This window comes from Chitinophaga solisilvae, assembly GCF_009928525.1.
Lineage (GTDB): Bacteria > Bacteroidota > Bacteroidia > Chitinophagales > Chitinophagaceae > Chitinophaga > Chitinophaga solisilvae.
The window spans coordinates 173,791-199,863 of record NZ_JAABOK010000010.1; the positions used below are offsets into that span (position 1 = coordinate 173,791).

General features: G+C 48.3%; 21 protein-coding genes. 7 read left to right on the plus strand and 14 right to left on the minus strand.

Features of this window, described 5'->3' with window-relative positions:
• Positions 1-122: 122 nt before the first annotated feature.
• The 6 genes from GWG06_RS21015 to GWG06_RS21040 form a co-directional block, all read right to left on the minus strand.
• Entirely contained in the window at positions 123-2,222 is a 2,100-nt protein-coding gene (locus GWG06_RS21015) for a M56 family metallopeptidase (RefSeq protein WP_160715737.1), read from the minus strand.
• 19 nt (positions 2,223-2,241) lie between these two features.
• Positions 2,242-2,625 carry a BlaI/MecI/CopY family transcriptional regulator gene (locus GWG06_RS21020; protein ID WP_235938463.1) on the minus strand — a complete coding sequence of 128 codons (384 nt, stop codon included), beginning with the start codon at positions 2,623-2,625 and terminating at the stop codon, positions 2,242-2,244.
• Between the two features lie 164 nt (positions 2,626-2,789).
• Positions 2,790-3,677 (minus strand): sterol desaturase family protein, encoded by an 888-nt coding sequence (locus GWG06_RS21025; RefSeq protein ID WP_160715739.1) that lies wholly within the window; start codon positions 3,675-3,677, stop codon positions 2,790-2,792.
• 93 nt (positions 3,678-3,770) lie between these two features.
• Positions 3,771-4,634: a DUF4249 domain-containing protein gene (locus tag GWG06_RS21030; protein WP_127034568.1), complete on the minus strand. Its 864-nt coding sequence runs from the start codon at positions 4,632-4,634 to the stop codon at positions 3,771-3,773.
• Between the two features lie 18 nt (positions 4,635-4,652).
• Positions 4,653-7,016, minus strand: a complete 2,364-nt coding sequence (locus tag GWG06_RS21035; RefSeq protein ID WP_235938465.1) for a TonB-dependent receptor — start codon at positions 7,014-7,016, stop codon at positions 4,653-4,655.
• A gap of 243 nt (positions 7,017-7,259) precedes the next feature.
• The gene (locus GWG06_RS21040; protein WP_127034572.1) at positions 7,260-7,472 is read right to left on the minus strand and encodes a hypothetical protein; all 213 of its coding nucleotides are present in this window, start codon (positions 7,470-7,472) and stop codon (positions 7,260-7,262) included.
• A 107-nt stretch (positions 7,473-7,579) separates the two neighbouring features.
• On the opposite strand from GWG06_RS21040, the gene GWG06_RS21045 reads away from it, so the two are divergent.
• The 6 genes from GWG06_RS21045 to GWG06_RS21070 all read left to right on the plus strand — a co-directional run bounded on the left by GWG06_RS21045 (position 7,580) and on the right by GWG06_RS21070 (position 11,520).
• Positions 7,580-8,587, plus strand: a complete 1,008-nt coding sequence (locus GWG06_RS21045) for a helix-turn-helix transcriptional regulator (RefSeq protein WP_160715741.1) — start codon at positions 7,580-7,582, stop codon at positions 8,585-8,587.
• Between the two features lie 2 nt (positions 8,588-8,589).
• A complete protein-coding gene (locus tag GWG06_RS21050) occupies positions 8,590-9,207 on the plus strand; it encodes a Crp/Fnr family transcriptional regulator (RefSeq protein WP_202183079.1) in 618 nt (205 codons plus the stop codon).
• Between the two features lie 83 nt (positions 9,208-9,290).
• Positions 9,291-10,406, plus strand: a complete 1,116-nt coding sequence (locus tag GWG06_RS21055; RefSeq protein ID WP_160715743.1) for an oxidoreductase — start codon at positions 9,291-9,293, stop codon at positions 10,404-10,406.
• 100 nt (positions 10,407-10,506) lie between these two features.
• Positions 10,507-10,914, plus strand: coding sequence for a RidA family protein (locus tag GWG06_RS21060; protein WP_127034578.1), 408 nt, complete (start codon positions 10,507-10,509; stop codon positions 10,912-10,914).
• 153 nt (positions 10,915-11,067) lie between these two features.
• The gene (locus GWG06_RS21065; RefSeq protein ID WP_160715745.1) at positions 11,068-11,226 is read left to right on the plus strand and encodes a hypothetical protein; all 159 of its coding nucleotides are present in this window, start codon (positions 11,068-11,070) and stop codon (positions 11,224-11,226) included.
• 141 nt (positions 11,227-11,367) lie between these two features.
• The gene (locus GWG06_RS21070; RefSeq protein WP_158631317.1) at positions 11,368-11,520 is read left to right on the plus strand and encodes a hypothetical protein; all 153 of its coding nucleotides are present in this window, start codon (positions 11,368-11,370) and stop codon (positions 11,518-11,520) included.
• Positions 11,521-11,651: 131 nt separating this feature from the next.
• Here the strand turns inward: GWG06_RS21070 and GWG06_RS21075 are convergent, their stop codons facing one another.
• From GWG06_RS21075 to GWG06_RS21110, 8 genes are all read right to left on the minus strand, one after another.
• On the minus strand, positions 11,652-12,281 hold the full coding sequence (locus GWG06_RS21075) for an NAD(P)-dependent oxidoreductase (protein WP_160715747.1): 630 nt from the start codon (positions 12,279-12,281) through the stop codon (positions 11,652-11,654).
• Between the two features lie 267 nt (positions 12,282-12,548).
• Complete coding sequence (locus GWG06_RS21080; protein WP_127034582.1) at positions 12,549-14,744, minus strand: sodium-translocating pyrophosphatase; 2,196 nt, start codon at positions 14,742-14,744, stop codon at positions 12,549-12,551.
• Between the two features lie 217 nt (positions 14,745-14,961).
• Complete coding sequence (locus tag GWG06_RS21085; protein WP_160715749.1) at positions 14,962-16,488, minus strand: NAD(P)H-hydrate dehydratase; 1,527 nt, start codon at positions 16,486-16,488, stop codon at positions 14,962-14,964.
• A gap of 129 nt (positions 16,489-16,617) precedes the next feature.
• The gene (locus GWG06_RS21090) at positions 16,618-17,148 is read right to left on the minus strand and encodes a hypothetical protein (RefSeq protein WP_127034586.1); all 531 of its coding nucleotides are present in this window, start codon (positions 17,146-17,148) and stop codon (positions 16,618-16,620) included.
• A gap of 120 nt (positions 17,149-17,268) precedes the next feature.
• Positions 17,269-18,471, minus strand: coding sequence for a Na+/H+ antiporter NhaA (nhaA, locus tag GWG06_RS21095; RefSeq protein ID WP_127034588.1), 1,203 nt, complete (start codon positions 18,469-18,471; stop codon positions 17,269-17,271).
• 143 nt (positions 18,472-18,614) lie between these two features.
• Positions 18,615-20,495 (minus strand): OstA-like protein, encoded by a 1,881-nt coding sequence (locus GWG06_RS21100; RefSeq protein ID WP_160715751.1) that lies wholly within the window; start codon positions 20,493-20,495, stop codon positions 18,615-18,617.
• A 9-nt stretch (positions 20,496-20,504) separates the two neighbouring features.
• Positions 20,505-21,503: an MlaD family protein gene (locus GWG06_RS21105; protein WP_127034592.1), complete on the minus strand. Its 999-nt coding sequence runs from the start codon at positions 21,501-21,503 to the stop codon at positions 20,505-20,507.
• A gap of 131 nt (positions 21,504-21,634) precedes the next feature.
• The gene (locus tag GWG06_RS21110) at positions 21,635-22,849 is read right to left on the minus strand and encodes an N-acetylmuramoyl-L-alanine amidase family protein (RefSeq protein WP_158631318.1); all 1,215 of its coding nucleotides are present in this window, start codon (positions 22,847-22,849) and stop codon (positions 21,635-21,637) included.
• Between the two features lie 184 nt (positions 22,850-23,033).
• Between GWG06_RS21110 and GWG06_RS21115 the strand changes: the two genes are divergently transcribed.
• Positions 23,034-25,805, plus strand: coding sequence for a putative LPS assembly protein LptD (locus tag GWG06_RS21115; RefSeq protein WP_160715753.1), 2,772 nt, complete (start codon positions 23,034-23,036; stop codon positions 25,803-25,805).
• Positions 25,806-26,073: the final 268 nt, after the last annotated feature.

Sequence of the window (26,073 nt, forward strand, 5' to 3'; positions counted from 1 at the left end):
TTTATTATTATGAACGTTATTACACTATACTTTTAAATGTGTGACCGTCGTTATTCGTTTATTCTTCACCGTTACACAGAAAAAATCTTTGCGGCCTCACACTGTATCCGGGTTTCAGCTCATCAGTCTTCTACGCTGATGGAAAGATTACCCTGACGTTTCTGGTGAATGGTGATGTTTTTATTCTTTAACACATCTTTGTATCTGGCAGCAACATCGTCAGCAACTTTTTTGCCATCAATATACAGTCCGGAGTTATTTTTCTCAATCAGAAAGGATTTGCTGGGGTCAATCAGTTTGTCATCTGCAAAGCGTTTGATAATGCTGCGGTGTTCCTGGCGGTTTTCCTCTGCTTTGGCACGTGCTTCCTCTGCTTTATCGCGTGCTTCGTCTGCCCGCTGCCTGGCTTTCTCTGAGCGGCTGCTTGATTCTTCAAATGATTTCTGCCGTTTTTCCATCCTGTCAGCCATATCTCTGTGAGAATCTTCCATAGCTTTTATTCTGTCTTTGTTAAAGGCTGCCATATGCTGGCGGGCTTCTTTCATGGATTTTTCCACGATTACCCTGTTTTCTTTCCAGACTCTTTCGACATTTTTATTTACTTCCTTCCATCTTTCGCTGTCTTTAAAAGAGGTTTGATAGGCTTGCTGGATATCTTTATTGATCTGATCCCAGTTGATATTTTTCAGGGCTTCAGCGGCATGCTGCTGCGCTTTTTGGGTTTCTGCCGCGATAGCTTTCCAGTCAACATTTTCGGTTGCTGCTTTTGCTTCTGCCTGTATTCTTTTCAGATCTACTTCCTGGAGCTGTTTCATGGCCTGCTGTACGCTTTTCTGTGCCTCGCGTACCTGTGCCCTGATTTTACTGGCATCGCCGGTATACTTGCGCATTTGTGGAACGGAGTCCGGCTGATAGACCCATATTTTGGATTCTCTGTCATAGAGCGTGCCGTTGAATGGTACTTCCGGAGCATCCGGTATTTCCGGTGGCGCAGGTGGCAGCGGCATAGCATCCGGTAATGGTGCTGCTTCCGGGGTGTCTGGTGTTGCAGGTGCCTCCGGTGTTTCAGCAGGTGCAGGCGTTGGTGGCGCCGGTGGTACAGCTGGCATGGATGTACGCTGTGCAACCGGTACTGTCGCGGGCAGGATGGTATCTGCTGCCATCAGGGATTTATCGGCAGTACGGTTATTCTTACCTGTCACCGGGTTTAACCAGGCGATGGAAATCAGGCCGGTGGCGATGATGAGAACTGCTAAGAATTTCTGACTATAGTTAAGATGCTTTGTTTTCATCTCCATAATGCGTTTAATTCGGTAAAACAGATGTTGTTTATTGTCTGCAGCAGCCATAGACAACGGGTTGGCGGTTAACCGGTATTGTTCCAGCGCAACCAGGGCCTGGGCATAGTGCATGGGTTGCGCGGTGCTTGCAATCACAAGGTCGTCGCAACAGTGTTCCCTTTCCTGGCGTATTATTCGTGAAATAAGCCATACAAAAGGATTGAAGAAAAGAATGGTTTCAACAATTGATTGGAAGATATTCAACAGATAATCATTGCGTTTTACATGTGCCAGCTCGTGCAGCAAAATAGCTTCCAGCTGGGCTTCCGTGAGGTTGTTAACCATCGCGATGGGAACTAATATCACGGGTTTGAGAAATCCGAGCATCACAGGTACGTGTACATATCTTGATACCAGCAGTTTCACTTTCCGTGGCAGCGCCAGTTGTGCTGCGAGGTGTTCCAGGTGTTTCTCCCAGGCAGTGCCCATAGATTCCACCTGTGTGGTACGGATCTGCTGCAGCTGTACCAGGTCCGATACAAACTTGACAGCCATCAGCAGCATACCGGCGATATACAGGCTTACCAGCGCCGGGAAACAGAATTCGAGGTTAGGGAATAACCAGACCATCTGCGTCTGGCTGGGATAAGGTGCAGCAGCCTGTATGGCGCCGGCAGCCATATCTGTTCCTGTATACTGTACCAGTAATTTTTGCGTGGCAGATACAGCTGCCAGCTGCTGATACAGGGTAATCAGGAACCAGGTGAATATACCCGCCAGGGAAACAACAGACAGATTATACTTGATCCTGGCACTCGCCATCGGCCATAGCTTGAGCACTACTCTCAGGCACGCATATACGAAAAATGCCTGCCAGATAGCGTGTAGAATTGCCCATCCGAGCGCATGTACCAGGTTGCCGGTAATAGGTAATAAAGTCATGAGATAAAAATTTTACCTGTTATCGTTTTTGTTGTTTTTCTATGGCTGATAAATATTCCCTGATTTTGTCCAGCTCCGCTTCCGAGGAGTGGTGATGACCCAATGCCTGCATCACCAGCCTGGAGGCCGATCCGCCGAACACGGTGTCTATCATTTTATTCAGCAGCTGTTGCTGCGTTTTTTCCTGTGAAACAGCTGCACTGTATATATGCGTTTTACTGCTCGTATCGCGGTGCAGCAATTCTTTCTCATGCATAATCTGCATCAGCTTCAGCGTAGTGGTATATCCTGCCTCTTTGGTAGCGGATAAAATATCATGTACTTCACGCACGGTACTTGCTCCCTTATCCCAAAGGATACCCAGTATTTCCAGTTCGCTTTCTGTAGGCTTAATCTGTTTCAAAGTGATGGATTGACGACGATGATTATTGATGTACGAATATCTTCGTATCAAATGTACGATAGTTTTCGTAAATGCCAAAAAAAAGAGAATTTATGTGACCGGCGCGGATAAAAAAGGATAAGCGGGCAGGTGAAGCAGCACCTGCCTGCTGTAAGATGGAATAGTTAAGACGACAAAATTTTATGCTTCGTTTTGTTCCCGGCGCGCAGCTGGCTGGTAGTTTTCCGGCTTCCGTCGGCACTCCAGCCCGGAGCATTAAAAATATAGCGAAGGGCCTCCCGCAGGCTTTTAGACTGCCGCACATCCTGCCAGATGCTTACCCACTCGTGCGTAGCTATCCGCAGCGGATTAAAGGTATTGATGTTGGAAGTCAGCCCGTAAGCCGGCCGCTTTCCCTCCGGCGTAAAAGTACCGAACAGGCGGTCCCAGATAATCAGTATCCCCGCATGGTTGCGGTCCAGGTAAGCTATATCGGAACCATGATGAACCCGGTGATGCGACGGTGTATTAAATATATATTCTATCGGCGCGGGCAGCTTATTAATAACTTCTGTATGAATCCAGAACTGATAAATCAGGCTGATAGCCTGCATACTCAGCACCATCACCGGATGAAAACCTGCCAGCGGCATCCACAGCCAGAACAGGAAGGTGCCGGTCAGATTACCGGTCCAGGTTTGCCGCAAAGCTGTGGCCAGCGTATACTTCTGCGAGGAATGATGAATCACGTGCGAAGCCCAGAAGAAACGGACTGTATGACTGCTCCGGTGAAACCAGTAATAACTGAAATCATCTGCAAAAAAACATAAAACCCATGCCCACCAGGTAAATCCCAGTGTAAAAAAACGAAACTCGTATACAAACAGGTAAATGCCCAGTATGACCCCCTTGGTAAACAGCCCGATAAATACATTGCCCAGCCCCATCGCAATACTGCTCAGCGCATCTTTCGGCTCATAGAGATCCCGGTGGTCAATAGTGGTGACAACAATTTCCAGTAATATCAGGAGCACAAAGCCGGGAATGGCATACATAATCAGGTTAGGCGGCATAAAGGCATCTTTCTCCCTGAATTTACTGAAAAAAAATGAAAAAGCCGCCCGCTGTTGAAAGCGGTGCGGCTTTTTATTCCTGTGATTGTCCTGTTATTTTACGGTTCTTTCTCTTCTGCTTACGGAAGAGGCGCCGAACCAGCCCAGTATTTTGATCTTTCCGGAAGGTGTGGTATTCTTTACATTCGTTTTCACATTCTCCAGCACTTTTGCGAAAAGTCCGCCTGCATCTACCTGTGCCTGCACCTGTGTCAGAAAATCATGACTGCGGTGTGTGATGGAAAACAATTTCACAATAATTTTTTCATTCTTCTGGAAAGGTTTCTCATAATTGGTGATGCCTTCTGCGAGCGGCAGGATGAAGGTGGCGCCGTCAGATACGCCTTCATCATAGGAGCCGTCAATGGAGAAGTTATCTTCCAGCCGCCTGAGGGTATCGTTGCGGTAAGACCTGATCCAGTAATAGTCAACCGGGCCGCCCTCTATATCCTTTGCATGCATGGTGGCATAATACCCTTCCTTGCCGCTGATGGATTCTTCGTCGGTCTTGAATTTGTAGGAGATGGAATCAATGGCCGGCACCCGTTTGATGGTGTCAGACGCTTCAAAAATCTCTCCCTTATATTCCACGTGCAGTTTGTAGGCATGCCCCTGTATGCCTATCGGCGCAGCTGATGCATCATAGCTGTACATATTGTCCTTAAAGGCAAATGGATATGATTTACCGGCAGTTTCATCATACAGTGTAATCTTTGCGTCGTTGATGATGGGGGCAGGATTATTATCCGTATAGGGAACAGACATGGTGAACCTGATTTTCTGCAGGCCGGCTTCATTGGTAATCCATGCATCCAGCACCGGGAAAGATTTTCCCGGCGCTATGTCCAGGTCTATTTTATCCTCGCAGGCGGTAAGTCCGGCAAAGGCAGCTAAAAGTATGATCGGTAATTTTTTCATCTCAGCAATTTTTGACAGTTAGAATTTGAAGTTATAGGTGATACCCGGAATGATAGAACCTATGATGGACAAGCGAACTGCTTCACGTTTGTTAGGATCGTCTTCGTTTTGCTTGAAGTAGATGCTGTATGCATTCCTGCGTCCGTACACATTGTACAGGGAGAACACCCATTCGCCTTTCCAGCGTTTCAGCTGTTTACCTTTCAGTGTAAAGGAGAGGTCAAGGCGGTGGAATGCCGGCAGGCGGTAGTTATTACGTTTCTCGGTACTGTTGTACGGGATATCCCAGTCCTGGAATTCCATCCTGTTATCCGCATAGGTGCCCGGTGTGCCGGAAGCATACACCCAGTTGGCAGATAAAGAGGTACGTTTGGTAAAGGTATGTGTAAGCACGAGGTTGACGTTGTGCGTGCGGTCGTAACGATTCACAAACCATTCATCCAGACTGATTCCCGGCGTTTTTCTTTCGGTACGGGAGAGCGTATAGCTTATCCATCCGGTGGTTTTACCTATATCTTTTTTGGCGTACAGCTCCAGTCCGTAGGCACGTCCCTCTGAGGGCAGGAGATCGGCTTCAATGTACTGGTTCAGCTGCAGGTTGGCATTGTCTATATAATCCAGCTGATTATCTGTCTTCTTATAAAATACTTCTGCAGAAAACTCGTAGGAGTCATTGGGTGCATTGTAAAAATATCCTGCTGTATACTGGTCTGCCACCATCGGTTTGATATTATTGGTGCTGGGAGTCCAGATGTCCAGCGGCGTAGGGGAGGCGGTGTTGGACAGCTGATGCATGAATTGGGTGGTTCTGCTGTACGCCACTTTTACGGCATGATGATCGTTGAGCGCATAGCGGGCACTCAGCCTCGGTTCAAAGTAGTAGTAACCTTTAATCAGCTTGTTGGCATCGAAGGTTTCTGTGCCGGTCAGCCTTTTACGGATACCTGGTGTGGTGTCATTATAGTAGTAGGCTGTTCCTTTACCAATCAGCTGATAAGCAGATAACCTGCCGCCGTACTGGATACCGAATTTTTTTGTAGGCTTCCATTCATGATCCAGGTAAACAGCTGATTCCAGCGCATGTTTGTCGGTCAGCACTTTCACGCGTTCCTTCTCGCCTTCAGTGCCTGTACCGGTACCGGGTTTAAAGGTATAATAGATACCCTGTACCCCGAAATGCAGGCTGCTGCCGGAATTGATGTAATAGGTGAAAGATGGTTTCAAACCGTAGTTGATAATGTTGGAAGTCCATTTATACCCCTGTAATTCTTCGTCCGCCTGCTTTTTGTTGCCATTGCTGAAGTTCAGGCTGTAGTCATATTTGGAGTAGTAGGTGGTGAGGTTCAGGAACAGGCGGTTGGTGAAAACGTGGTTCCAGCGGATGGTAGCGGTGCTGTTACCCCAGTTCATGTTTACATCCTTGCCTATTCCGAAAACGTCGCGGCCGAAATAACCACTCAGGAAGAGCGTATTATTCTGGTTGAACTTGTAGTTGGCTTTGGCCGTAAGATCATAGAAATTCAGTTTGGTGTCTTTCATATCTCCCTTTACAAAAGGTTTCATGAGCACATCAATGTATGATCTTCTGGCGGCTACGATAAAGGAGGATTTATCCTTTACCAGCGGGCCTTCTACGGAGAGGCGGCTGAAGATGTTGCCGATACCGCCGTTCACGTTAAACTGCTGGTTGTTACCGTCTTTCATACGGATATCCAGTACAGAAGAGGCACGTCCGCCGTATTCTGCGGGGAATCCGCCTTTGATGAGATTGAGACTTTTTACGGCATCCGGGTTAAATACGGAGAAGAAGCCGAGCATGTGAGTAGAGTTGTACACCGGCGCTTCGTCCAGCAGAATGAGGTTTTCATCGCTGTTACCACCGCGTACATTGAAGCCTGCAGCGCCTTCACCAACGGTAGTTACGCCGGGAAGCGTCTGGATGGAACGCAATACATCTACTTCGCCCATGAAGGTGGGCATTTTTTTCATCTGTGCAATGTCAAGTCTGTTAATACTGGTGTTCAGTGTGTTAACACTTCTTTCCTGTTTTTGTCCGCTGATGGTTACTTCATTTAACTGACTGCTGCTGCTTTCCAGCTTTACATCTAATGTTTTATTGGTGTTCAGGTTAACGGTTGTTTTGAAGGGTGCATAACCCATAAAGGAGAATTGCAGTTCGTGTTCTCCGGCGGGTAAGGTGAGGGAATAGAAGCCGTATTGGTTTGTGACGGTACCAACTGCGGTGCCGGGCTTGCCGATGGAGATGCCTACCAGGCTTTCTCCGTTTTGTTTGTCTTTAACATAGCCGCTGACAGTATATCGTTGCTGCTGTGCCATAGTTGAGTGTGCCGCCAGTATTATTACCAGCAGAGACATCAACATGATTGCCGTTGTTTTCATAATAGGTAAATCGTGTGTTTGATGAGATTTATTCCTGTTTTGTAACATTGTATTTAAGACGTGACAGGGTAGATTTACCCCTATGCAGAAAAATGAAATATTTATTTAATTAATATAGAAGTAAAGATAGATGGGGAAAACAAAAAAACAGCATATTAAGATACAAACTGTCGGGAAAAGTTGTCGATCTCAATATTCCGGGGGTTAAAGCGTTAAATAAGCGGGCTATTCAAGGATGTCGCAGCTGAATCCCAGGTTTGTCACAAAATCAATAATAGATTCTTCTGCCAGCTGTTGCTGACTGATGACTCTGAGTACTTTGTCACAGTCTTCAATATCCACGCTGCAGGCGTTTACAGTAAAGCTGGCATTGATAGCGCTGATCACATTATCCTTATCCCTTACAGTGTTAATGTTTGTACGGAATATTCCTATCATGACTAATTTATTTGAATTTTGAGGAATATATTTGTGCAAATTTGCCACTGTTCGGCCGTATAACTGTTACACAAAAAGGATTAAAACTTATACGAAACGGATTTTTTATGACCGTAGTTATCAGAAATGAGGCTAAAGAAGTATTACTTGAGGAACCGTTTCCATTTGCCAGCGATCGAATGGGGTCCAAGGTAATTATTGAAGGAACCTCCCAGCTGGAGCGCGATTTTGGCTCCTACCGGATTCATGAGCTATGCTTCGACGGTATTCAGATGGCCATCTGCAATGCAGAGGTCCGTCAAAACCTGTCTATTACCACAGATGAGATTGACCGGCATGTGACCATGATGTTCATGCAGCGTGGGGATGTCAGTACTTCTATTGAAGGACTGACCAGGCAGTACAGATTCAGCAGCCTGCAGCATAATCTCCTGTTTACTCCTGAATCGATGGAAAGTGCCAATGTGAAAAAGCAGGAAGGCATCCGGTTTTATGGGCTGAGCCTTACTCCGGAAAGATTCCTGGAACTGGCAGAAAATAATGGTGGCGTATTGGGCCGCCTGGCAGATAAAGTGGCCGGCAACCGTAAAGCGATACTGGTGGAGAAGGCAAATCCTCCTATTACCCCGCGAATGAGCGCTGTACTGGCGGAAATCAGCCAGTGCGGGTTTTCCGGCGGACTCAAAAAGCTGTTCCTGCAGTCAAAGCTGATGGAACTGCTGGCGTTGCAATGTGAACAATCAGAGAGCGTATTCCTGAATGGCAATGTAGTGAGCCGCCCTGTAAAAATATCTACCCGCGAAGTAGATCAGCTGCATCACGCCAGGGAGCTGCTGCTGCAGGACCTGGGCAATCCGCCCACCCTGAGCCAGCTGGCGCGCAGCACAGGTCTGAACGAATTTAAGCTCAAATCAGGATTTAAAACGGTATTCGACAGCACCGTATTCGGTTACCTGAACGATTACCGCCTCAATATGGCGAAAGAACTGATACTGACGGGAGATAAGCCGCTGTCGCAGATTGCGGACGATGCCGGTTATTCTTCCCCGCAGCACTTCAGCACCGCTTTCAGAAAGAAGTTTGGGGTCAGCCCCGTTCAAATCAGGAAAAAGTAAGTATGACAGATAAGCGGGCGTATTATGAGATGCTGCTGAAACATATCGCTTCCAGGGTAAGCATCACGGAAAAAGAAAGGGAACTTATCAGTGAAGCCTTTGTACTGCGGCGTTTGCTGCCCAAGCAGTACCTGCTCCAGGAAGGAGATGTCTGCCGGCACGAGAGCTTTATATGTGAAGGATTATTACGCTCTTTTTATGTAGATGAAGATGGCATGGAGCATACCTTGCATTTTGCCCTGGAAGACTGGTGGATAGCAGACCTGAAGAGTTTTATCAAAGAAGAACCCGCCAGCCGTAATATAATAGCTGTAGAACCCGTAATACTCCTGCAGATCACCCGCGAACGCCGGGAAGCCCTGCTGCAGGCAGTTCCGGTCCTCGAAAGATTCTGGCGTATACTGAATGAAAGCGCCTGCGCCGCCCAGGATGACCGCATCCTGCAGAATATCAGACTCACCGGGGCCGAACGTTATGCTGCCCTGGTGAATAAGTATCCCGGCCTGGAACAGCGCTTACCCCTGAAATTCATCGCCTCCTACCTGGGTATCACCCCTGTATTCCTCAGCCAGATCAGGAATAATAACGCCGGAAAGAAGAAGAAAGAAGTGAAGCATTAAACTAGTTTAATCTCTTTTATTATAATAGTTATACGTCGGGAAACCGCAACTGGTCTACTTTTGTATTCATAATCGACAAGAGAATGGATACAAAGCAACAGACCATTTTTCAGCCGGTAACGCTGAAAGGTCACCAACTGAAGAACCGGCTTACCGTAGCGCCTATGTCGCGGGTAAGCGCCACCGCAGAAGGATTACCTACCGCGGAAATGACAGATTATTACAATGCATTCGCCAAAGGCGGCTTCGGCATGATTATCACCGAAGGTATTTATACAGACAATATCGCCAGCAAAAGTTATGTTAATCAGCCCGGCATTACCTCCGCCGCGCATATTGCTGCCTGGCAGCAGCTGACCGCAGAAGTGAAAAATACAGATGTATTACTGATTGCCCAGCTGATGCACGGTGGGGCTATCTCCCAGTATTCGGCGCATACCGTAGCGCCGTCCGCTATTCAGCCGCCGGGCGTGAAAATGGTCCAGTATGGCGGAGAAGGGGCCTTCCCGATGCCCAGGGCCATGAATACGGAAGATATACAGCTGGCTAAACAGGGATTCATCGATGCTGCTGTAGCTGCCATGCTCGCGGGTTTCGACGGCGTAGAGCTGCATGCCGCCAACGGATACCTGCTCGACCAGTTCCTGACACCGGAATGCAATACCCGCCAGGATGCCTACGGAGGCAGTGTTGCCAACCGTTTCAGGCTCATCGCCGAGATTATTGACGGTATCCGCACGGTAGTACCCGCCCAGTTCCTCGTAGGTATCCGCCTCTCTGAAGGAAAGGTGAATGATATGAGCTACCGCTGGAAAAACGGACTGGAAACAGCCCATGCCGTACTGCAGGAGGTGAAAAAGGCATCGCCGGACTTTATCCATATCGCGGTGCAGAGCGGAGAGTGGGAGCGGGACAGCTTCTATGAAGATGGTTCTTCCTATGCCGCCCTCGCCAGACAGATCACCGGTCGCCAGGTGATTGCCAACGGCGGTATGCATCAGTTGCCACTGGCGGCAAGAGTACTGGAAGAAGGACATGCAGACCTGCTTGCCATCGGGAAAGCGGCCCTCGCCGATCCGTACTGGCCGCACCATATGCAGCAGGGGACCGCACCTCAGCCATTCCACCGCGATATGTTATGGCCACAGGCTACCATCAGCCACTCCCGGAAGATTATTCAGACACTTCAGCCCAATTAATCATTATAACATGAAATCTTTTCTTTTAGCAGTCGCTTTACTCAGCGGCCTGACATCCTTTGCGCAAAAAAATTCAACTAACAGTAAAAAACATACCACCATGAAAATTTCACAGATTCAGATTACACCAGACCCATATAAACCTTTCCGTCTTGCTCAGGGCTACCGTGCCGGCGATATGCTTTACATTTCCGGACAAACAGCAGTAGATGATAACGGACAGCTGACCGGCATCGGGGATTTCGACAAACAGGCGGCCAAAGCTTTTGAAAACCTGGAGAAAGTACTGAAGGCAGGCGGCTCCAGCCTGAAAAATGTGATCAAGGTAACCATTATGCTGAGAGATATGAAGAACTTCAGCAAGATTGTTGAATTACGTGGCCGCTACTTTACTGCGCCCTATCCGGCAGACACCATTCTGGAAGTGTCTTCCCTCTTCTCTCCGGATGCGCTGATTGAAATAGAAGCCATCGCTGTGGCTGACGAGGCCGCCGACTGGCAACGGTAGACAACTGACGGATATATAAATGCAGTGAGGCACAAAAAAAATAAAGCAGGAAATTTTTTTCCTGCTTTATTTTTTTGTGGGAGCATATATGCTGCAGGGAGGCATCTTAATTTGGTCCCGACATGTTTACTATATTTTAAAACTGTATCACGTATGAAAAGGAAAACACCATCCGGAAAACTGAAACTTTCCCGCATCAGGATTGCAACGCTTGGCAAAGCCCAGCCTGACCAGTTAAGGGGTACACTGGTATCCTGCACCAACATTGTTTGTACCGTGACATCAAAGGTCTATGTCTGCAGCTACGAATAACATCTGAGATTTGGTTATTTGCCTATTCGGTTATTTGAGATTTTATTTCCGGTCCGGGGTATGGCTGCATTTATCAGTGCAGTGAACAGCGGAAAAGGAAATAAATCTCAAATGACCGGTTTTATTTTTAAACACGCAGAGATGAAAAAAATACATCCCAAAAAACTACAACTTCCCAGAATCAGGATTGCTACCCTGGGTAATATTCCGACGGCACAGGAAAGACTGACGGAAATCTGGTGTACCAGATCTCCATGTCCGACAAAAGGTGCGATTACCTGCAAGTGCGGCTGATATAAATATTTACGGATTTTGGGATTTTCTGATTTAGGAATTTATAAATGCAGCAAAGATCTTAGCATAGCTATCCGCTGCATTTATAAATTCCTAAATCAGAAAATCCCAAAATCCGTAAATCTCAATAATTAATATGCTACGGTGAACCTGGCGCGTATGTGCTGTGGTTTTTCCAGTTCATCGATCATGGCGATGGCGTAATCGGCAGTGGAAATGCTGCTCTTGTTGTTGCTGTCGGTGAGCAGCTGGTCTTTACCCAGGCGGAATTTGCCGGTACGTTCGCCGGGAGCAATCATAGCAGCGGGGCTGAGTGCGGTCCATTCCAGGTCCTTGTCTGCCTGCAGTACACGGAACGCTTCTCTGGTGGCAGATGCGCCGCCTTTCCATTCGGCCGGAAATTCGGGCGTATCCAGCAGTTGCAGTCCGGGCGCTACTTCCAGGCTACCGGCGCCGCTCACTACGAGAAGTCTTTTAATACCGGCTTTTTTAACGCCGTTGATGATAGCCTGTATGGCTTTTACATAAGTATCGGTGTCATGGGAATTGTAGGCGCTGATGACAGCGTCGTTGCCTGCTACCAGTGATGCAACTGTTGCTTCGTTGCTCACATCTCCCTCTTTCACTGTCAGGTGCGGATCCGTGATAGTGATCTTTGACGGATTACGTACAATGGCAGTCACTTCATGCCCTCTGCCCAGTGCTTCTTTCAGAATTTCAGTGCCAATAAAACCGGATGCGCCGATGATCGCTACTTTCATGTTGGTAGTTTTTTATAGTAAGATAATTACAGCTGATGCCAGCCATTTGTTTAATTGTTATATTTTTTATTACAGTTTTATGGATAAAAGAAGACAGCTGATCATCTGTCTTAACTGTAATTAAATAAATTACAGTACAAAAATAAGCAATTCTCCCAAAAGGCAAAATTTATTTAGTTATTTGAGATTCTCACTCATCAAAAAGCCCCCTGAGCATTCAGGGGGCTTTTTGATGAGTGAGAATCTCAAATAACTAAATAACCAAATCTATTTAACGAGGTAGGCCGTTGCCTTGCTGGCAGGAGGCGTTACCGTTTTAACTTTAGCAGTAGGGGCAGGAGCGGCTTCCTTGGTATGGAATTTCTCTGCCAGGGTAGGCGCTATTACCAGTGAAACGATGGACATCAGTTTGATGAGGATGTTCATGGACGGACCGGAGGTATCTTTAAACGGATCGCCTACAGTATCGCCGGTAACGGATGCCTTGTGTGGCTCAGATTTTTTGTAGTAGGTTTCGCCATTGATTTCCACGCCTTTTTCAAATGATTTTTTGGCATTATCCCAGGCGCCGCCGGCGTTGTTCTGGAAGATACCCATTAACACACCGCTCACGGTAGCGCCGGCCAGGAAACCGCCTAATACTTCAGGGCCTAAGATAAAGCCGATCAGCAGCGGGGAAATCAGGGCTATGGCGCCAGGCAGGATCATTTCACGGATAGATGCCTGGGTGGAAATAGCTACACATTTATCATATTCGGGTTTGCCGGTACCATCCATGATACCCGGAATTTCCCGGAACTGACGGCGTACTTCCTCTACCATCGCCATAGCAGCGCGCCCTACGGCGGCAATAGCCAGGGAAGAGAAGATAAACGGAATCATACCACCGATGAACAGACCGGCCAGTACATCCGCCTTATAAATATCGATACCGCTGATACCAGCCACGCCCACAAAAGCGGCAAACAGCGCCAGGGCTGTCAGCGCAGCGGATGCAATGGCAAAACCTTTACCGGTAGCGGCAGTAGTGTTACCTACCGCATCGAGGATATCTGTTTTCTCCCGTACATCTTTTGGTAATTCGCTCATTTCCGCGATACCACCGGCATTATCGGCAATAGGTCCGAATGCGTCTATCGCCAGCTGCATGGCAGTAGTAGCCATCATACCGGCAGCCGCAATGGCCACACCATATAAACCGGCAAAGGCATAAGAGCCGTAAATGCCGCAGGCCAGCACAATAATAGGCAGCGTGGTGGACTCCATACCTACAGACAAACCGCCGATGATGTTGGTGGCAGCACCGGTAGCCGACTGACGGATAATGGAACGTACCGGGCGTTTACCCATAGCCGTATAATATTCTGTGATGATGCTCATCAGCGTACCTACCACCAGGCCAACGGCGATAGCGCCGAACACCTGTCCTTTGGTGAACTCATGACCACGCAGTACCATCACACCGTCAGGCAGTATCCAGTTCACCAGGAACCAGGAAGCGATGGCGGTGAGCACAATGGAACCCCAGTTACCCATGTTGAGTGCTTTCTGTACAACGCCGGTGTTAAGACCTGCGCCGTCGCTGATTTTTACGAAGAAGGTACCGATGATGGAGAATACGATACCGATACCGGCAATCAGCATTGGCAGGAGGATGGGGGCTAAGCCGCCAAATGCATCCTGGGAGCTGGTTTCAGAGCCAAGTACCATGGTAGCGAGTACGGTAGCAACATAGGAGCCGAACAGGTCAGCACCCATACCTGCCACATCGCCTACGTTATCGCCTACGTTATCGGCAATAGTGGCGGGGTTGCGGGGATCGTCTTCCGGAATGCCGGCTTCCACTTTTCCTACCAGGTCAGCGCCTACGTCGGCCGCCTTGGTATAGATACCGCCGCCTACGCGGGCAAACAAGGCAATACTTTCTGCACCAAGTGAAAAGCCTGTGAGCACCTCAATGGTTTTCACCATTTCAACAGTGTTGGCAGCTGCGCCGAACCAGGCTTTCAGCGTGATGAACAGGGCGCCGAGCCCTAATACAGCCAGACCGGCAACGCCCATACCCATTACAGAACCACCTGTAAAAGATACTTTAAGCGCCTGTGCCAGGCTGGTGCGTGCTGCCTGCGCAGTACGCACATTCGCTTTGGTCGCTATCTTCATTCCTATAAACCCTGCCACGGCAGAAAATACAGCCCCTATAACAAATGCCAGCGCTATAGACCAGTGGGAGTTTTCATGGGTGGATCCCATATAACCCAGCAGCAGCGCAGCGATAATTACAAAGTAAATAAGGACCTTATATTCTGCTTTAAGAAATGCCATAGCGCCTTCAGCAATATGCTGCGCTATTTCTTTCATCTTTTCATTACCCGCGTCCTGACGGGAAACCCAGGAACTTCGGATAGCGGTAAATAACAAAGCCAGTAATCCAAAACAAGGAACGAGGTAAACGATATTCATAGAAGCGTATTTAAATAAAAGCTCGGTTGAAAAAATAGCGGTAATGTCTAAAATATCAAAAAAATACTAAAAGTGTATCCAATAAATATAAAACATAAAAAATGATTTACGAATGCTCGGGGGCTTTTCATAATTTTTTCCTTTACCATTTTTCAATGGCAATGAAGGCGGGGTCATAGTCTTGCCTGCGTATGAAATTTTTAAAAAAATTATCTCCTCACATTTCCGGGGGGAAGCAGGACAAAAATGCTTTTCCCACAAAGTTAATGATATCGCCTGCGGTCATTGCTTCCTGCGAAAGTTCTGCTGCTGCAAGATCGCCGGCATAGCCATGCAGCCATACCCCCAGCAGTATGGCGGCCTTGGGCGAATAGTCCTGCGCCAGCAGTCCGGTAAGTATGCCTGTCAGCACATCGCCGCTGCCGCCGGTAGCCATACCGGGGTTGCCGGTGGCATTGAAGTACACAGCACCGTCGGGGCAGGCAATGGCTGTATACCTTCCTTTCAGTAATATATACAGTTGTAGCCTGACCGCCTGCCTGGACAATAACTCCAGTCGTTCAAAGTCATTGGTGGTACTACCGAACAACCTTTCAAATTCTTTGGGGTGGGGCGTGAGTATGGAGCCGGCAGGGAGCTGGTATAACAGGTACGGATATACGGACAATATATTCAGGGCATCTGCATCTATCACCATCGGCCGTTTGTAAACAGCCAGCAGTTTTTCAAAGGAGCGGGCAGTAGCCGCAGCGGTGCCCAGTCCCGGCCCGATGCCAATGGTTTTATACCGGGCATCTGCCTGTTCATGGAAGTGCGCGTTGAAATCAGGCTGTTCATCAGTGCTGCACATCGCAGCCGGTTCGCCGAGCTGCATGATTTCATATCCGCACTGCGGTACATGGCAGGTGAGTAATCCTGCGCCGGCGCGCAGGAAGGCCCTGGCAGCCAGTACTGCTGCGCCCATTGTGCCACGGCTGCCGGCTATCAGCAGGGCATGACCATAGGTGCCTTTATGTGCAAAGGGTTGACGGGGCTGATAAATGGTGCGCATCATATCTATATCCGTGATATGATAACGTGCAGGCGTCTGCGTTATATACTCCGGATGCAGTCCTATCGGCAATACATGTACCTGGCCTGCGAAGGCAGCATTTTCGGGTAACAGGAAAGCGAGTTTATAAAACTGAAAACTGAGTGTATACTGCGCATGTATCACCGGCATATTACGCGAGCTGCCGTCTGCCATCAGGCCGGAAGGCATGTCAACCGCAATAATGGTATGCTGTCGCTTTACATCATTGATCTTATGTACGATACCTGCCAGCCAGCCTTCAATGGGCTTGTTCAGGCCGGTGCCGAATATGGCATCAATAATTACTGCACCGGGAGGGAGTTCCGGAAATCCGGTCACGTCGGCTATTTCACGGATACGGCCGGGGTATTGCTGGTGCAGCTGCCGGAAATGAATGGTATAATCCTCACTGGCCCTGCTGCCGTATTCCAGCAAACAGGCGGTAACCGGATAACCCTGCTGCAGCAGCTGCAGCGCTATTACCAGGCCATCGCCGCCGTTGTTGCCTTTGCCGCAGAAGATGTAAATGGGTTGCGCAGGCGTATAGCGGTCTTCTATCCACGCCGCACAGCGGCCGGCAGCGCGTTCCATCAGGCTGGTACTGCTGATGGGCTCATTACTGATAGTGTAGGCGTCTGCCTCCCTGATTTGTGCAGCCGTGAAGATTTTCATAAGCGCCCCGCTTTTAGCTGTTAGCAGATAAAGCTACATAAAAAATCAGCAGGGAGGAAAACAACGGGGCATAAAAAAACGGATCATGCTTGCCTCATGATCCGTTCAAGTGTATAGCGTTGCCGCTGATTAGAAAGTGTATCTCGCAGAGATGCCACCAATTTCTTCGCCGATGTAGTTGGTCGGGCCAACAAACTGAACATAAGGCTTCAGGTCAGCACTCAGGTTCAGCGGTATTTTCTTGAAAGTATATTCTATACCAATGATACCATCCAGTCCGGGAGATACGTAAGTACCTTTACCTTTATTCCAGTAACGGTCTGTATCATAGTCCAGGCGGTCATAGAAACCTACATGCACACCACCGCCGGCATACATGTTCAGTTCCGGCATACCGATATTCCAGTGGTATTCATATAAACCCGTAATGGTAACATTTGTTCTGTTGGAGTGGTTGGTAGTTACCAGTCCTTCAACTGCGTGAGGGCCCTGGAGGAAATGTTTGATAGTAAAACCTACTACCCATGGGTTTAAACGGATACCTAATGCAGTATTGTAGTTTTCAACACTGTTGCTACGGTAACTGCTTTTCTTTTTTTGCGCGTTTGCCTGAACTGCAATCATGGCAATCAGACCAAATAGTAACACGACTTTTTTCATAGATGTTGATTGTTTGAATGATACAAAAAAAATGTATCGACTACTAACGTTGGCTATTCTTTCTAAAGTATGTACGATACCGATTAAAAAATCAGCATAGCCTAACAAGAACAATGCCAACTACTGCAATTTTTCATTTTTTATGATGGGCACGGGCTTGAGTATACGAAGAAATACATACCCAAGGATTCCCGCCAGCAGCGAGGCTGCGATAACAGATATAATGGAGATGATCTGGTATTCCCTTTCTATATAGGCCAGGGAAGAAATGAAAATAGACATGGTAAATCCGATACCGGCAATGATGCCTACGCCGAACAGCTGTGTCCACCGCGACTTTGAAGGGAGTGCCGCCAGTTTCAGCTTTACCGCGGTAAATGACAGCACAAAAATGCCGAGCGGTTTTCCCAGCACCAGTCCTGCAATGATACCATAACTGATGTTATTGTGCAGTGCGCCCCATATATCCGATGGCAGCTGAATGGCGGTATTGGCCAGCGCAAATACCGGCATGATGATGAAGTTTACGGGATCATGGAGGTCATGCACCAGGTCGGCAATCTTATCCTGCGGTATGCAGAAGGCCAGCAATACGCCTGCAATCGTGGCATGTACGCCTGAATTGAACAGGCAATACCACAGCACCACACCAGGTATATAATATAAGATAAGCCGCTTCACCTTCAGCAGGTTCAGCAGCACCGGAATCAAAAACACAGCGCCGCCGATCAGCAGGTACTTTACTTCCAGGTGGGGCGTGTAAAATACAGCGATGGTCAGAATTGCGCCGAGGTCATCGATAATAGCCAGCGCCATCAGGAAGATTTTCAATCCCACCGGCACCCGTTTACCCAGCAGGGAAAGTATGCCCAGCGAAAAGGCTATATCGGTCGCCATAGGGATACCCCAGCCATGGGCATAGGGCGTACCGCTGTTGAAGAGCGTAAATATCAGTGCAGGAAACACCATTCCGCCGATAGCTGCCAGCACCGGCAGTATAGACTTCCGGAAGGACGACAGTTCTCCTACCGTCAGCTCCCGCTTGATTTCCATACCTACCAGGAAAAAGAACAGCACCATCATGCCGTCGTTTATCCATAACAGGTAGGAGTTGGGAAGATGCAGGGCGCGGTACTGGTAATGATGACCTCCTGCCGGATCAAAGAGTGTATTCCAGAACGCCACATATCCTTCCTGTACACCGGAATTGGCCAGTATCATAGATACCAGCGTGCAAACAATCAGCACAATACCAACGGCCCGGCTGTCTTTTAAAAAGGTGTGGAGGGGAGATAGCAGCGTTTTGAAGGTGGCTCTTATCATGAAGCGTAATATTATAGGGCTATTTGAGATTTGTTTATTTGAGATTTCTTTCCAATCAGTATGTACCTTCAAATTCAGCGGACATACTGATTGGAAAGAAATCTCAAATAAACAAATCTCAAATAACCCGTGATTAAAATAGGTTATTGCATTAACTCGTACTTCGTCCTGGGCTTCCGTTTAATATCCCATTTGAAGTTATCCAGCTGAAGCTGTTCTTTGGGTCTTTGTGTGAAAGGGTAAACAGTGCCCTCTACATCTTTCATCTGTGTGACTTTATTGACTTCTCCGTTTTTGAAGAAGATATTGATAATGGCACACATGGCTTTGTTGACGCTCATATAGGCGCCACCCTGGTCCTTGATGTAATTGATGGTTTCGGCGTTTCCTTCCACATGCATCCAGTCCAGGGTTTCACCTGCAACGTAGCCGGTAATATCATTCCCTTTTATCTGGTTATACATGCCTGGTCCGGCTTCGTTGATAATCAGGGCATTTTTGATCATAACAATTTTATCGGCCGCCTGGTTTTTAGTATACATGAGCATGGTATCTGCACTCAGCTGGGTAGTATTGTTGGACCACATTACGGGGTCGCGGAAGAAGCGGAATACAGAGTCTTTGGTAGTATAGAAAACGCTGTCTGCCACCCCCTGGATAGAGTCGGAGAACATCCTGACGTGGTGGTATGCCAGCAGGTAGCGGTATTCGGTCGTATCCTGTTTGTCTGATCTGGCGGCAATTGCCATGCTATCGGCATGATGCATGACGCCGGGCAGGGAATCCCGGATGGGTATATCTTTCAGCGGCGCTATCTTCACTGTTTTCATGGCCGTATCCAGTTTGGCTCTGGTGCGGGCCAGCGCGCTGTCGGCCTGATGCATCATAACTGCGGCGGGCACGCCACCTTTCTCCAGGAGTGCATCTCCTTTTGTTACCGGCGATATAGTAGCGGGAATATCGTATTTAGGCCTGGCTGTCCTGACAGTATGCAGCGGCTCTACATAGGGCTGCTTCTTCAAACCGGCTACAGAGGGGATAGACAGACTGTCGCCCGGCTTGATGATACCGGAAAACAGCGTATCTGCCGTCATGTAGAGGGTATCTTTGTTTTTCTCCATGATCACCAGCGGCTTCTGGGTCACCAGGATGGTTTTCTGCAGCTGGTTGACGGTGCCGTGATTGCCGAGCAGGGACATCTTGTTGATGGTATCCCGGTACACCATGTTTCCGTTGGCGTATGCAAGGCCGGTGATTTTATTCATTTCTATGTTATCGGCAGTGAGGGTACCGGTGCTGTCTTCGATGACAGGGCGGTTGCCGAAGTTGCCGTAACCTTTGTCGGTATCATAGTAGCCGCTGGTTACATACATGGTGCGTTTCCCTTCGTTGATGGTGGTGGGAGCAATGATGTTGGCGACTTTCGTTTCCGTGTTATACAGGAGCGCGTCTGTGGCGAGGGTATAGTCAGGATCTACGAGAACCACGTGACGCTGGAAGTGCATCTCCTTGGTTTCGGTATAATAGAATCCTTCGTCGCTGGTGAGCACACTTTTACCGTTGACGAGCTTACCTGTTTTGAGGTAGCTGCCTATTTTGGCATTCATATCATACTGCAGTTCGGGGCCCGTGATGGTTACTTTCCCGTCGGTGAGGCGGGCGTTTTCCCGGAGTATGGCCATGCGGGTGTTACCGTCGTAGTTGAGGTAGTTACCGTAGATGTGGATACTGTCTGCCTGGTTGATATGTACGTTACCGTAGGCGTCAACGATGTTGGTCTTGTTATTTTTGATGGCGCTGTCGCAGTAAAAGAGGGTTGAGCCCTGTTTAAAGGCGGCATGGCCGATGAAGCGGGTCAGATTTACTGAGTCGTGCTCAATCATCTGTAATGTATCGGCTTTGAGGATCTCAATGACGGTACCTTTTTTCGGGGCAGGCGTGGCCGGAACCTGTGCGCTGGCGGACATTACAGCCGCCAGGCACATGACTGCCAGGAAAAAAACTGATTTAGTATATAGATTCATTGATGCGAATTATTGTGCCGCTGCGGTATCAGAAGGCAGTGGCTTCGTTTTATCTTTTTTGCCGAACAGTGAAAAATGCACGTAGCGTTTTGGATTTACCCGAAGATCTTCCAGCAGTTTGTTCAGGTTACCGAGAGAATTCTGGAGGTTGGTGTAAACCCTTTTATCGTTGAGCAGCATACCGGCGGTACCATCGGTGGTATTGAGTTTGGCGATGGTGGCGTTCAGGTTGGTAGCTGTTTGCTGTAGCTGCTGCAGTGTTTTGTCAATATTGCCGGCGGCCAGTGCGTCGGTTGCTTTTTTAGCGTTATCGAGAATGCCGCTGATTTTAGCGTTATTGTCTTTCAGGTTGCCTGTAACAGCTGCCAGGTTGTTGAAAGTAGCCTGTATGTTACCTTTCTGCGGGTCCAGCATGCCGCTCAGGGAAGCGGAAGTATGCGAGAAGTTACGCATGGTCACATTCAGGTTGCGCATGGTTTCCTGGAGGTTACCTTTGGCGGTGGTATCCAGGATAGCGCTGACAGCGAGTAAAACGGAGTCGATATTGGAGAGGGTTCCTTCGAGTTTTTTCACCAGGGGGCTGATCTGTTCTTTCAGCGCATCCGTCATGGAGCCGTCTACAGCTGCGTAGATGGTATCGCCGCTTTTCAGATATTCGCTGGCGTTACCCAGGTCCATCTGTACAGTTTTGGTGCCCAGCAGGTCGCTGCTGATACGGGCAACGGAGTTCCGGGGGATTTCCACTTTCTTGGTGATGGTGATGGTAACCAGTATTCTGGAAGGATCGTTGTCCATTACATTCAGTTCTGAAACATTACCTACTACCAGACCATTGACCTGTACTGCATTTGACGGCTGTAATCCGTTTACCTGCTTGTATACAGCGTAAATGGTTTTGTTTTTCGAAAACAGGCTCTTTCCCTTCAATAAATTAAAGCCCAGTACGAGTAAAGTTATACCCAACACGGTAAGTATGCCTACCTTGGTTTCATTAGATAATTTGAGCATGAGATTCGTATACGTTCACGCAAAAATAATCAAAAAGGATGCACGGGGAGTATCCGGAAGAAAATGTTGATAATAAAAAGGAAGAACAATGGGAGCGGGGTGCGGTGAAGGGGCAGTGGGGAGGGGAGTAATCAGCAGGTGGTGACGAAGGCATCTTTGAATCCGAGGCGGCGGGCTTTGCGGGCGGCGGTGGAGGCTTGCTGGTCTGTTTTAAAGTGCCCCCAGGTGTATTTATTCATTTTTTTTTTATTCATGACAATTTGTTCTCTGTTGATATTTCCGTGGAGCTTCCTGAAAATGGAAGCTCCCGGTTTATAGATTTTATCTGTTACCATCAGCTGAACGCAATATGGGTCAGCGGCTGGTGCAGGGGTGTTTTTGTTGTTGCCGGAGCGGGACCGGAGTCTGGTGGTTTCGTTACCGGACGGCGTATTGCGGCTGTTGGTGAAGCGCTGCAGCTCATCGCGGTAGCGTTTGATGGCCTTGTAGATGCCTGTAGCCAGTTCCTGCTGGCCATCGCCGGAGTTCAGATAATCTTCTTCTTCCGGATTGCTGATAAAGCCCAGTTCCACGAGTACGCTGGGCATAGCGGTAGCAGACAATACCCAGATACCTTTTTCATTACGTTGTCTGGCGCCGCGGCTGATACGGCCTGCTTTGGTGAACTCGTCTTCTATGAGGGTAGAGAGGCGGAGGCTCTGGTCAAAATAGGCGTTACGGAGGGTGTTGAGCAGAATGAAGGTTTCCGGATCGGTATCATCCATCAGCTGTTTGGTTTCTTCTGAATTGGCGTCCAGCACGATCACCGAGTTCTGTTTCAGCGACTCCATTTTGGCGCTGTTCTTACTGGTAGCCCAGATGTACGTTTCGGTACCTTTGGCATTGCTGGGGTAATAGGCGTAGATAGCCTGCTTGGTAGCTACTTTCCTTTTCCCTTTCTTATGGTATACTGTTTTATACCCTGTTACCTTCCGGATTTTGCCGGTAGAATTACAGTGGATGGATATAAACAGGTCGCCTTTGGCATCATTGGCCATCTGTGCTTTTTTGGTGGGGTGGTCAAAGCGGTCCACTTTTCGTGTATACACCACCTTTACATCGGGCATGTTCTCTTCCAGGATCTTCCCCAGTCTGAGGGCTACGGCAAGGGTTACCTGTTTCTCGGTAGAGTAGCTGCCCTTGGCACCAGGGTCTTCTCCGCCATGTCCTGCATCAATCACAATAGTTCTGATAGGGTTCTCCTGTTCCGGTGCAACCCGTGCCACCGGATTGTTTTTAGCCTGAATAAAAAAGGTACAGGTGAATAGTGTTCCCAGTCCTAAAATCCAAAATCGGTTCCAGCGCATGATTCTCATTTTATTGGGTGCTGTTATCACAAAAAATAAAAAAATATGTTTATCTGTTAAACTAATAATTCCTATGCTCCATGAGTGTTTCAAGGGTATTTGCAGGTAAATTTAATCAAACTTAACAAGCTCCTGTTTGTAATAAATTGTATAATTTCCTGTAGGTTTGTGCCCGCCTTAACTCATGAGCTCTAGCTACAAAAATAATTATAAAAAGTTTTTACGGCAGACATACCTGGTATTTGCAGGTGTGGTAATCGCCGTTCCCTTTATTATAGATGCATCTGGTGGCAACAGGCCACACGTATCTCCGATTTTTAACAAAATTTTGGCAGATACCGTTCCCGTTGTCAGAAAAGATTCCGGCAGAACCAGGTTATCCAGGGACACCACCCGGCCGGGAAAGGATTCCAACCAGGTATTCAGGGATACCGATACTTCCCGGGAAGTATCCGTTGATACTATCTTCATCCCGAAGATTTCCAAAGATACACTCGATGCGCCGGTAACCTACAAGGCTAAAGACTCCATCATCCTGATGGTGCCTGATAAACGCTTCTATCTTTACGGTACAGCCAATACGAAATATAAATCCATTGACCTGTCTGCCGAAAAAATGAACTTCGATCAGGCTACAGGCGTACTGGAAGCCACCAACGCGAAAGATACCGCCGGCAAATTTTATGGCCGGCCGGTCATGAACGACGGTGGCCAGAGCTTCGAGTCAGATACGCTCCGGTATAATTTTACCTCTCAGAAAGCAAAGATCTACAATACCCGCTCCCAGTACGGTGAAGGCTATGTGCATAGCGAATACACGAAAAAAGCGGCAGATAATACCATCTTCGGTTTCAAAAACGGCTATACAACCTGTAACCTGGACACACCGCACTTCAGCTTCCGGGCCCGCAAAATAAAGGTTATACCTGATAAACTGGTAATTTCCGGTCCGGCTAACCTGGAAATTATGGGGATTCCCACCCCGCTCTTCATTCCGTTTGCCATTTTCCCGATTACACAGGGACAGCGGTCAGGTATCCTGCCTCCGCAGTATGTGGTGAATCAGCAGAAGGGGATGGGATTGGAAAACGGCGGCTACTACCTGGGCCTGGGGGAGCATATGGACCTCACCCTGCGTGGTGATGTTTACTCCTACGGCAGCTGGAGCCTCACGGCCAGCCCTACCTACCGCAAACGCTACCGCTACAGCGGAGGTATGAACCTGAGCTTTGCCAATACCCGCTTCGGCGACCCGTCCGTGAAATCCGAGTTCCAGTCCTCCCGTGACTTCCGCGTTACCTGGAACCACAGCATGGACAGTAAAGCGCGTCCCGGTGTGAACTTCGGCGCCAGCGTGAACTTCGGAACATCGTCCTACAACAGGTATAATGTTTTTGACTACAATACCCGTGTAAACAATAACATCGGTTCCTCCATCAGCTTTTCCAAGGCATGGCAGGGCAAGCCCTATAACCTGACGGTAGGCCTTACCCACTCACAGAACCTCAGCACCCGTGATGTGTCTATCTCCTTCCCGGATGCAACGTTCACCGTGAACACCATCTATCCTTTCCAGCCAAAGGAACTGGTAGGCTCGCCCAAATGGTACCAGAAAATCGGGGTTTCCTACAATACCAGCCTGCGTAACCAGGCCAACTTCAAGGATTCGCTGTTTGGCAAGCAGGCTATGTTCGATGCTATGCAGTCCGGTATGCAGCACAGCATCCCTATCTCGTTTTCCGTTCCGGTGCTGAAAACCCTGACGTTTTCACCAAGTATCAACTATAACGAGTACTGGTATACGAAAAAACTGATCCGCAGCTGGGATGACAGAAAACGCATCAACGATACTACTTTTGGCGGCGTGGATACTGCCTATGCCAGCGGTTTTTATACTGCCCGCAGCCTGAGTGTCAGCGCCTCCCTGTCTACCGCCGTGTATGGCATGTATGGTTTCAACAAGCACTCCAAGGTAAAGGCCATCCGTCACGTGATGCGCCCTACTGTCAGCGCTACCTATACACCTGATTTCTCCAGTGCGTACTACTATTCCTACCGTTATAACAAAGCAGGGGATATAGCCCGTGTTTCCTATTTCGACGGAAGTATCGTCGGGGTGCCGCAGGCAGGAACGTTTGCGGGTCTTAACTTCGGGATAGACAATAACCTGGAGATGAAGGTATTTTCCCGGAAAGACACCTCCGGCAACCATGAGAAGAAAGTGAAACTGCTGGATGGTTTCGGTATCACCGGTAACTATAACTTCATGGCAGATTCCTTCAAGCTCTCTACCTTCAGCCTGTATGCGCGTACCAACCTGTTCGATAAAGTGAATATCTCTGCCAACGGTAGCGTAGATCCTTATGTAACAGATGCCCGCGGGCACAGGATAGAAAAATTCGCCTGGCAGGCCGGTAAGTTCAGTCTGGGCCGCCTCACCAACGCTACTATCTCCCTCAGTACCTCTTTCCAGTCAAAGGATAAGAAGAGCAAGGATAAAGAGCAGCGGCTTGACTCCCTGGAAAACATGCAGAGCGCCGATGCCGCCTTCCAGGCGCAGCAGCGCCAGCTCCAGATGGTGCGCAACAATCCCGGAGAGTATGTGGACTTCGATATTCCCTGGCGTGTGGATCTTTCCTACAGCCTGTCCTATACGAATAACATCATTGTTGACTCCGGCGGGGTCGTAAAACGTATTACACAATACGTCAGCTTTAATGGCGATTTCAGTCTTACACCCAAATGGAAGATCGGCCTGAACAGCGGTTTCGACTTCACCAATATGCAGATCGCCTATACGAACATGTATATTTCCCGCGACCTGCACTGCTGGCAGATGTCAATCAACCTGATACCATTCGGTAGCTTCCGCCAGTTCAGCATTACCATTAATCCGAAAGCCGGCATTTTACGGGATCTGAGGATTAACCGATCGCGGCAGTTCTATGATTTCTAATGAGAACTACGATTTCTAATGAGAATTACGAATTACGAATTGCGAATTGCGAATTACGAATGTAACCCGAAGATAAAAGCGAAGACCGAAGCAAATACTTGATAGTATTATCGCTTCGGTCTTCGCTTTTATCTTCGGGTTACATTCGTAATTCGCAATTCGTAATTCGTAATTAATATTACATGAAATCTTGCCCAAACTCCCCCCTTGTATTTTTAATTTCATACCTGGTTTTGTACCTTAAAGCCTGATACCCGATCTGCACTTA

Coding starts and splice junctions, on each gene's coding strand:
- GWG06_RS21045 (WP_160715741.1), top strand. CDS start 7,580: ATGACCGTAGTTATCAGAAATGAGGCTAAAGAAGTATTACTTGAGGAA.
- GWG06_RS21040 (WP_127034572.1), bottom strand. CDS start 7,472: ATGATAGGAATATTCCGTACAAACATTAACACTGTAAGGGATAAGGAT.
- GWG06_RS21050 (WP_202183079.1), top strand. CDS start 8,590: ATGACAGATAAGCGGGCGTATTATGAGATGCTGCTGAAACATATCGCT.
- GWG06_RS21115 (WP_160715753.1), top strand. CDS start 23,034: ATGAGCTCTAGCTACAAAAATAATTATAAAAAGTTTTTACGGCAGACA.
- GWG06_RS21105 (WP_127034592.1), bottom strand. CDS start 21,503: ATGCTCAAATTATCTAATGAAACCAAGGTAGGCATACTTACCGTGTTG.
- GWG06_RS21085 (WP_160715749.1), bottom strand. CDS start 16,488: ATGAAAATCTTCACGGCTGCACAAATCAGGGAGGCAGACGCCTACACT.
- GWG06_RS21055 (WP_160715743.1), top strand. CDS start 9,291: ATGGATACAAAGCAACAGACCATTTTTCAGCCGGTAACGCTGAAAGGT.
- GWG06_RS21075 (WP_160715747.1), bottom strand. CDS start 12,281: ATGAAAGTAGCGATCATCGGCGCATCCGGTTTTATTGGCACTGAAATT.
- GWG06_RS21030 (WP_127034568.1), bottom strand. CDS start 4,634: ATGAAAAAATTACCGATCATACTTTTAGCTGCCTTTGCCGGACTTACC.
- GWG06_RS21090 (WP_127034586.1), bottom strand. CDS start 17,148: ATGAAAAAAGTCGTGTTACTATTTGGTCTGATTGCCATGATTGCAGTT.
- GWG06_RS21065 (WP_160715745.1), top strand. CDS start 11,068: ATGAAAAGGAAAACACCATCCGGAAAACTGAAACTTTCCCGCATCAGG.
- GWG06_RS21025 (WP_160715739.1), bottom strand. CDS start 3,677: ATGCCGCCTAACCTGATTATGTATGCCATTCCCGGCTTTGTGCTCCTG.
- GWG06_RS21015 (WP_160715737.1), bottom strand. CDS start 2,222: ATGACTTTATTACCTATTACCGGCAACCTGGTACATGCGCTCGGATGG.
- GWG06_RS21100 (WP_160715751.1), bottom strand. CDS start 20,495: ATGAATCTATATACTAAATCAGTTTTTTTCCTGGCAGTCATGTGCCTG.
- nhaA (WP_127034588.1), bottom strand. CDS start 18,471: ATGATAAGAGCCACCTTCAAAACGCTGCTATCTCCCCTCCACACCTTT.
- GWG06_RS21080 (WP_127034582.1), bottom strand. CDS start 14,744: ATGAATATCGTTTACCTCGTTCCTTGTTTTGGATTACTGGCTTTGTTA.
- GWG06_RS21110 (WP_158631318.1), bottom strand. CDS start 22,849: ATGCGCTGGAACCGATTTTGGATTTTAGGACTGGGAACACTATTCACC.
- GWG06_RS21035 (WP_235938465.1), bottom strand. CDS start 7,016: ATGTTGATGTCTCTGCTGGTAATAATACTGGCGGCACACTCAACTATG.
- GWG06_RS21060 (WP_127034578.1), top strand. CDS start 10,507: ATGAAAATTTCACAGATTCAGATTACACCAGACCCATATAAACCTTTC.
- GWG06_RS21070 (WP_158631317.1), top strand. CDS start 11,368: ATGAAAAAAATACATCCCAAAAAACTACAACTTCCCAGAATCAGGATT.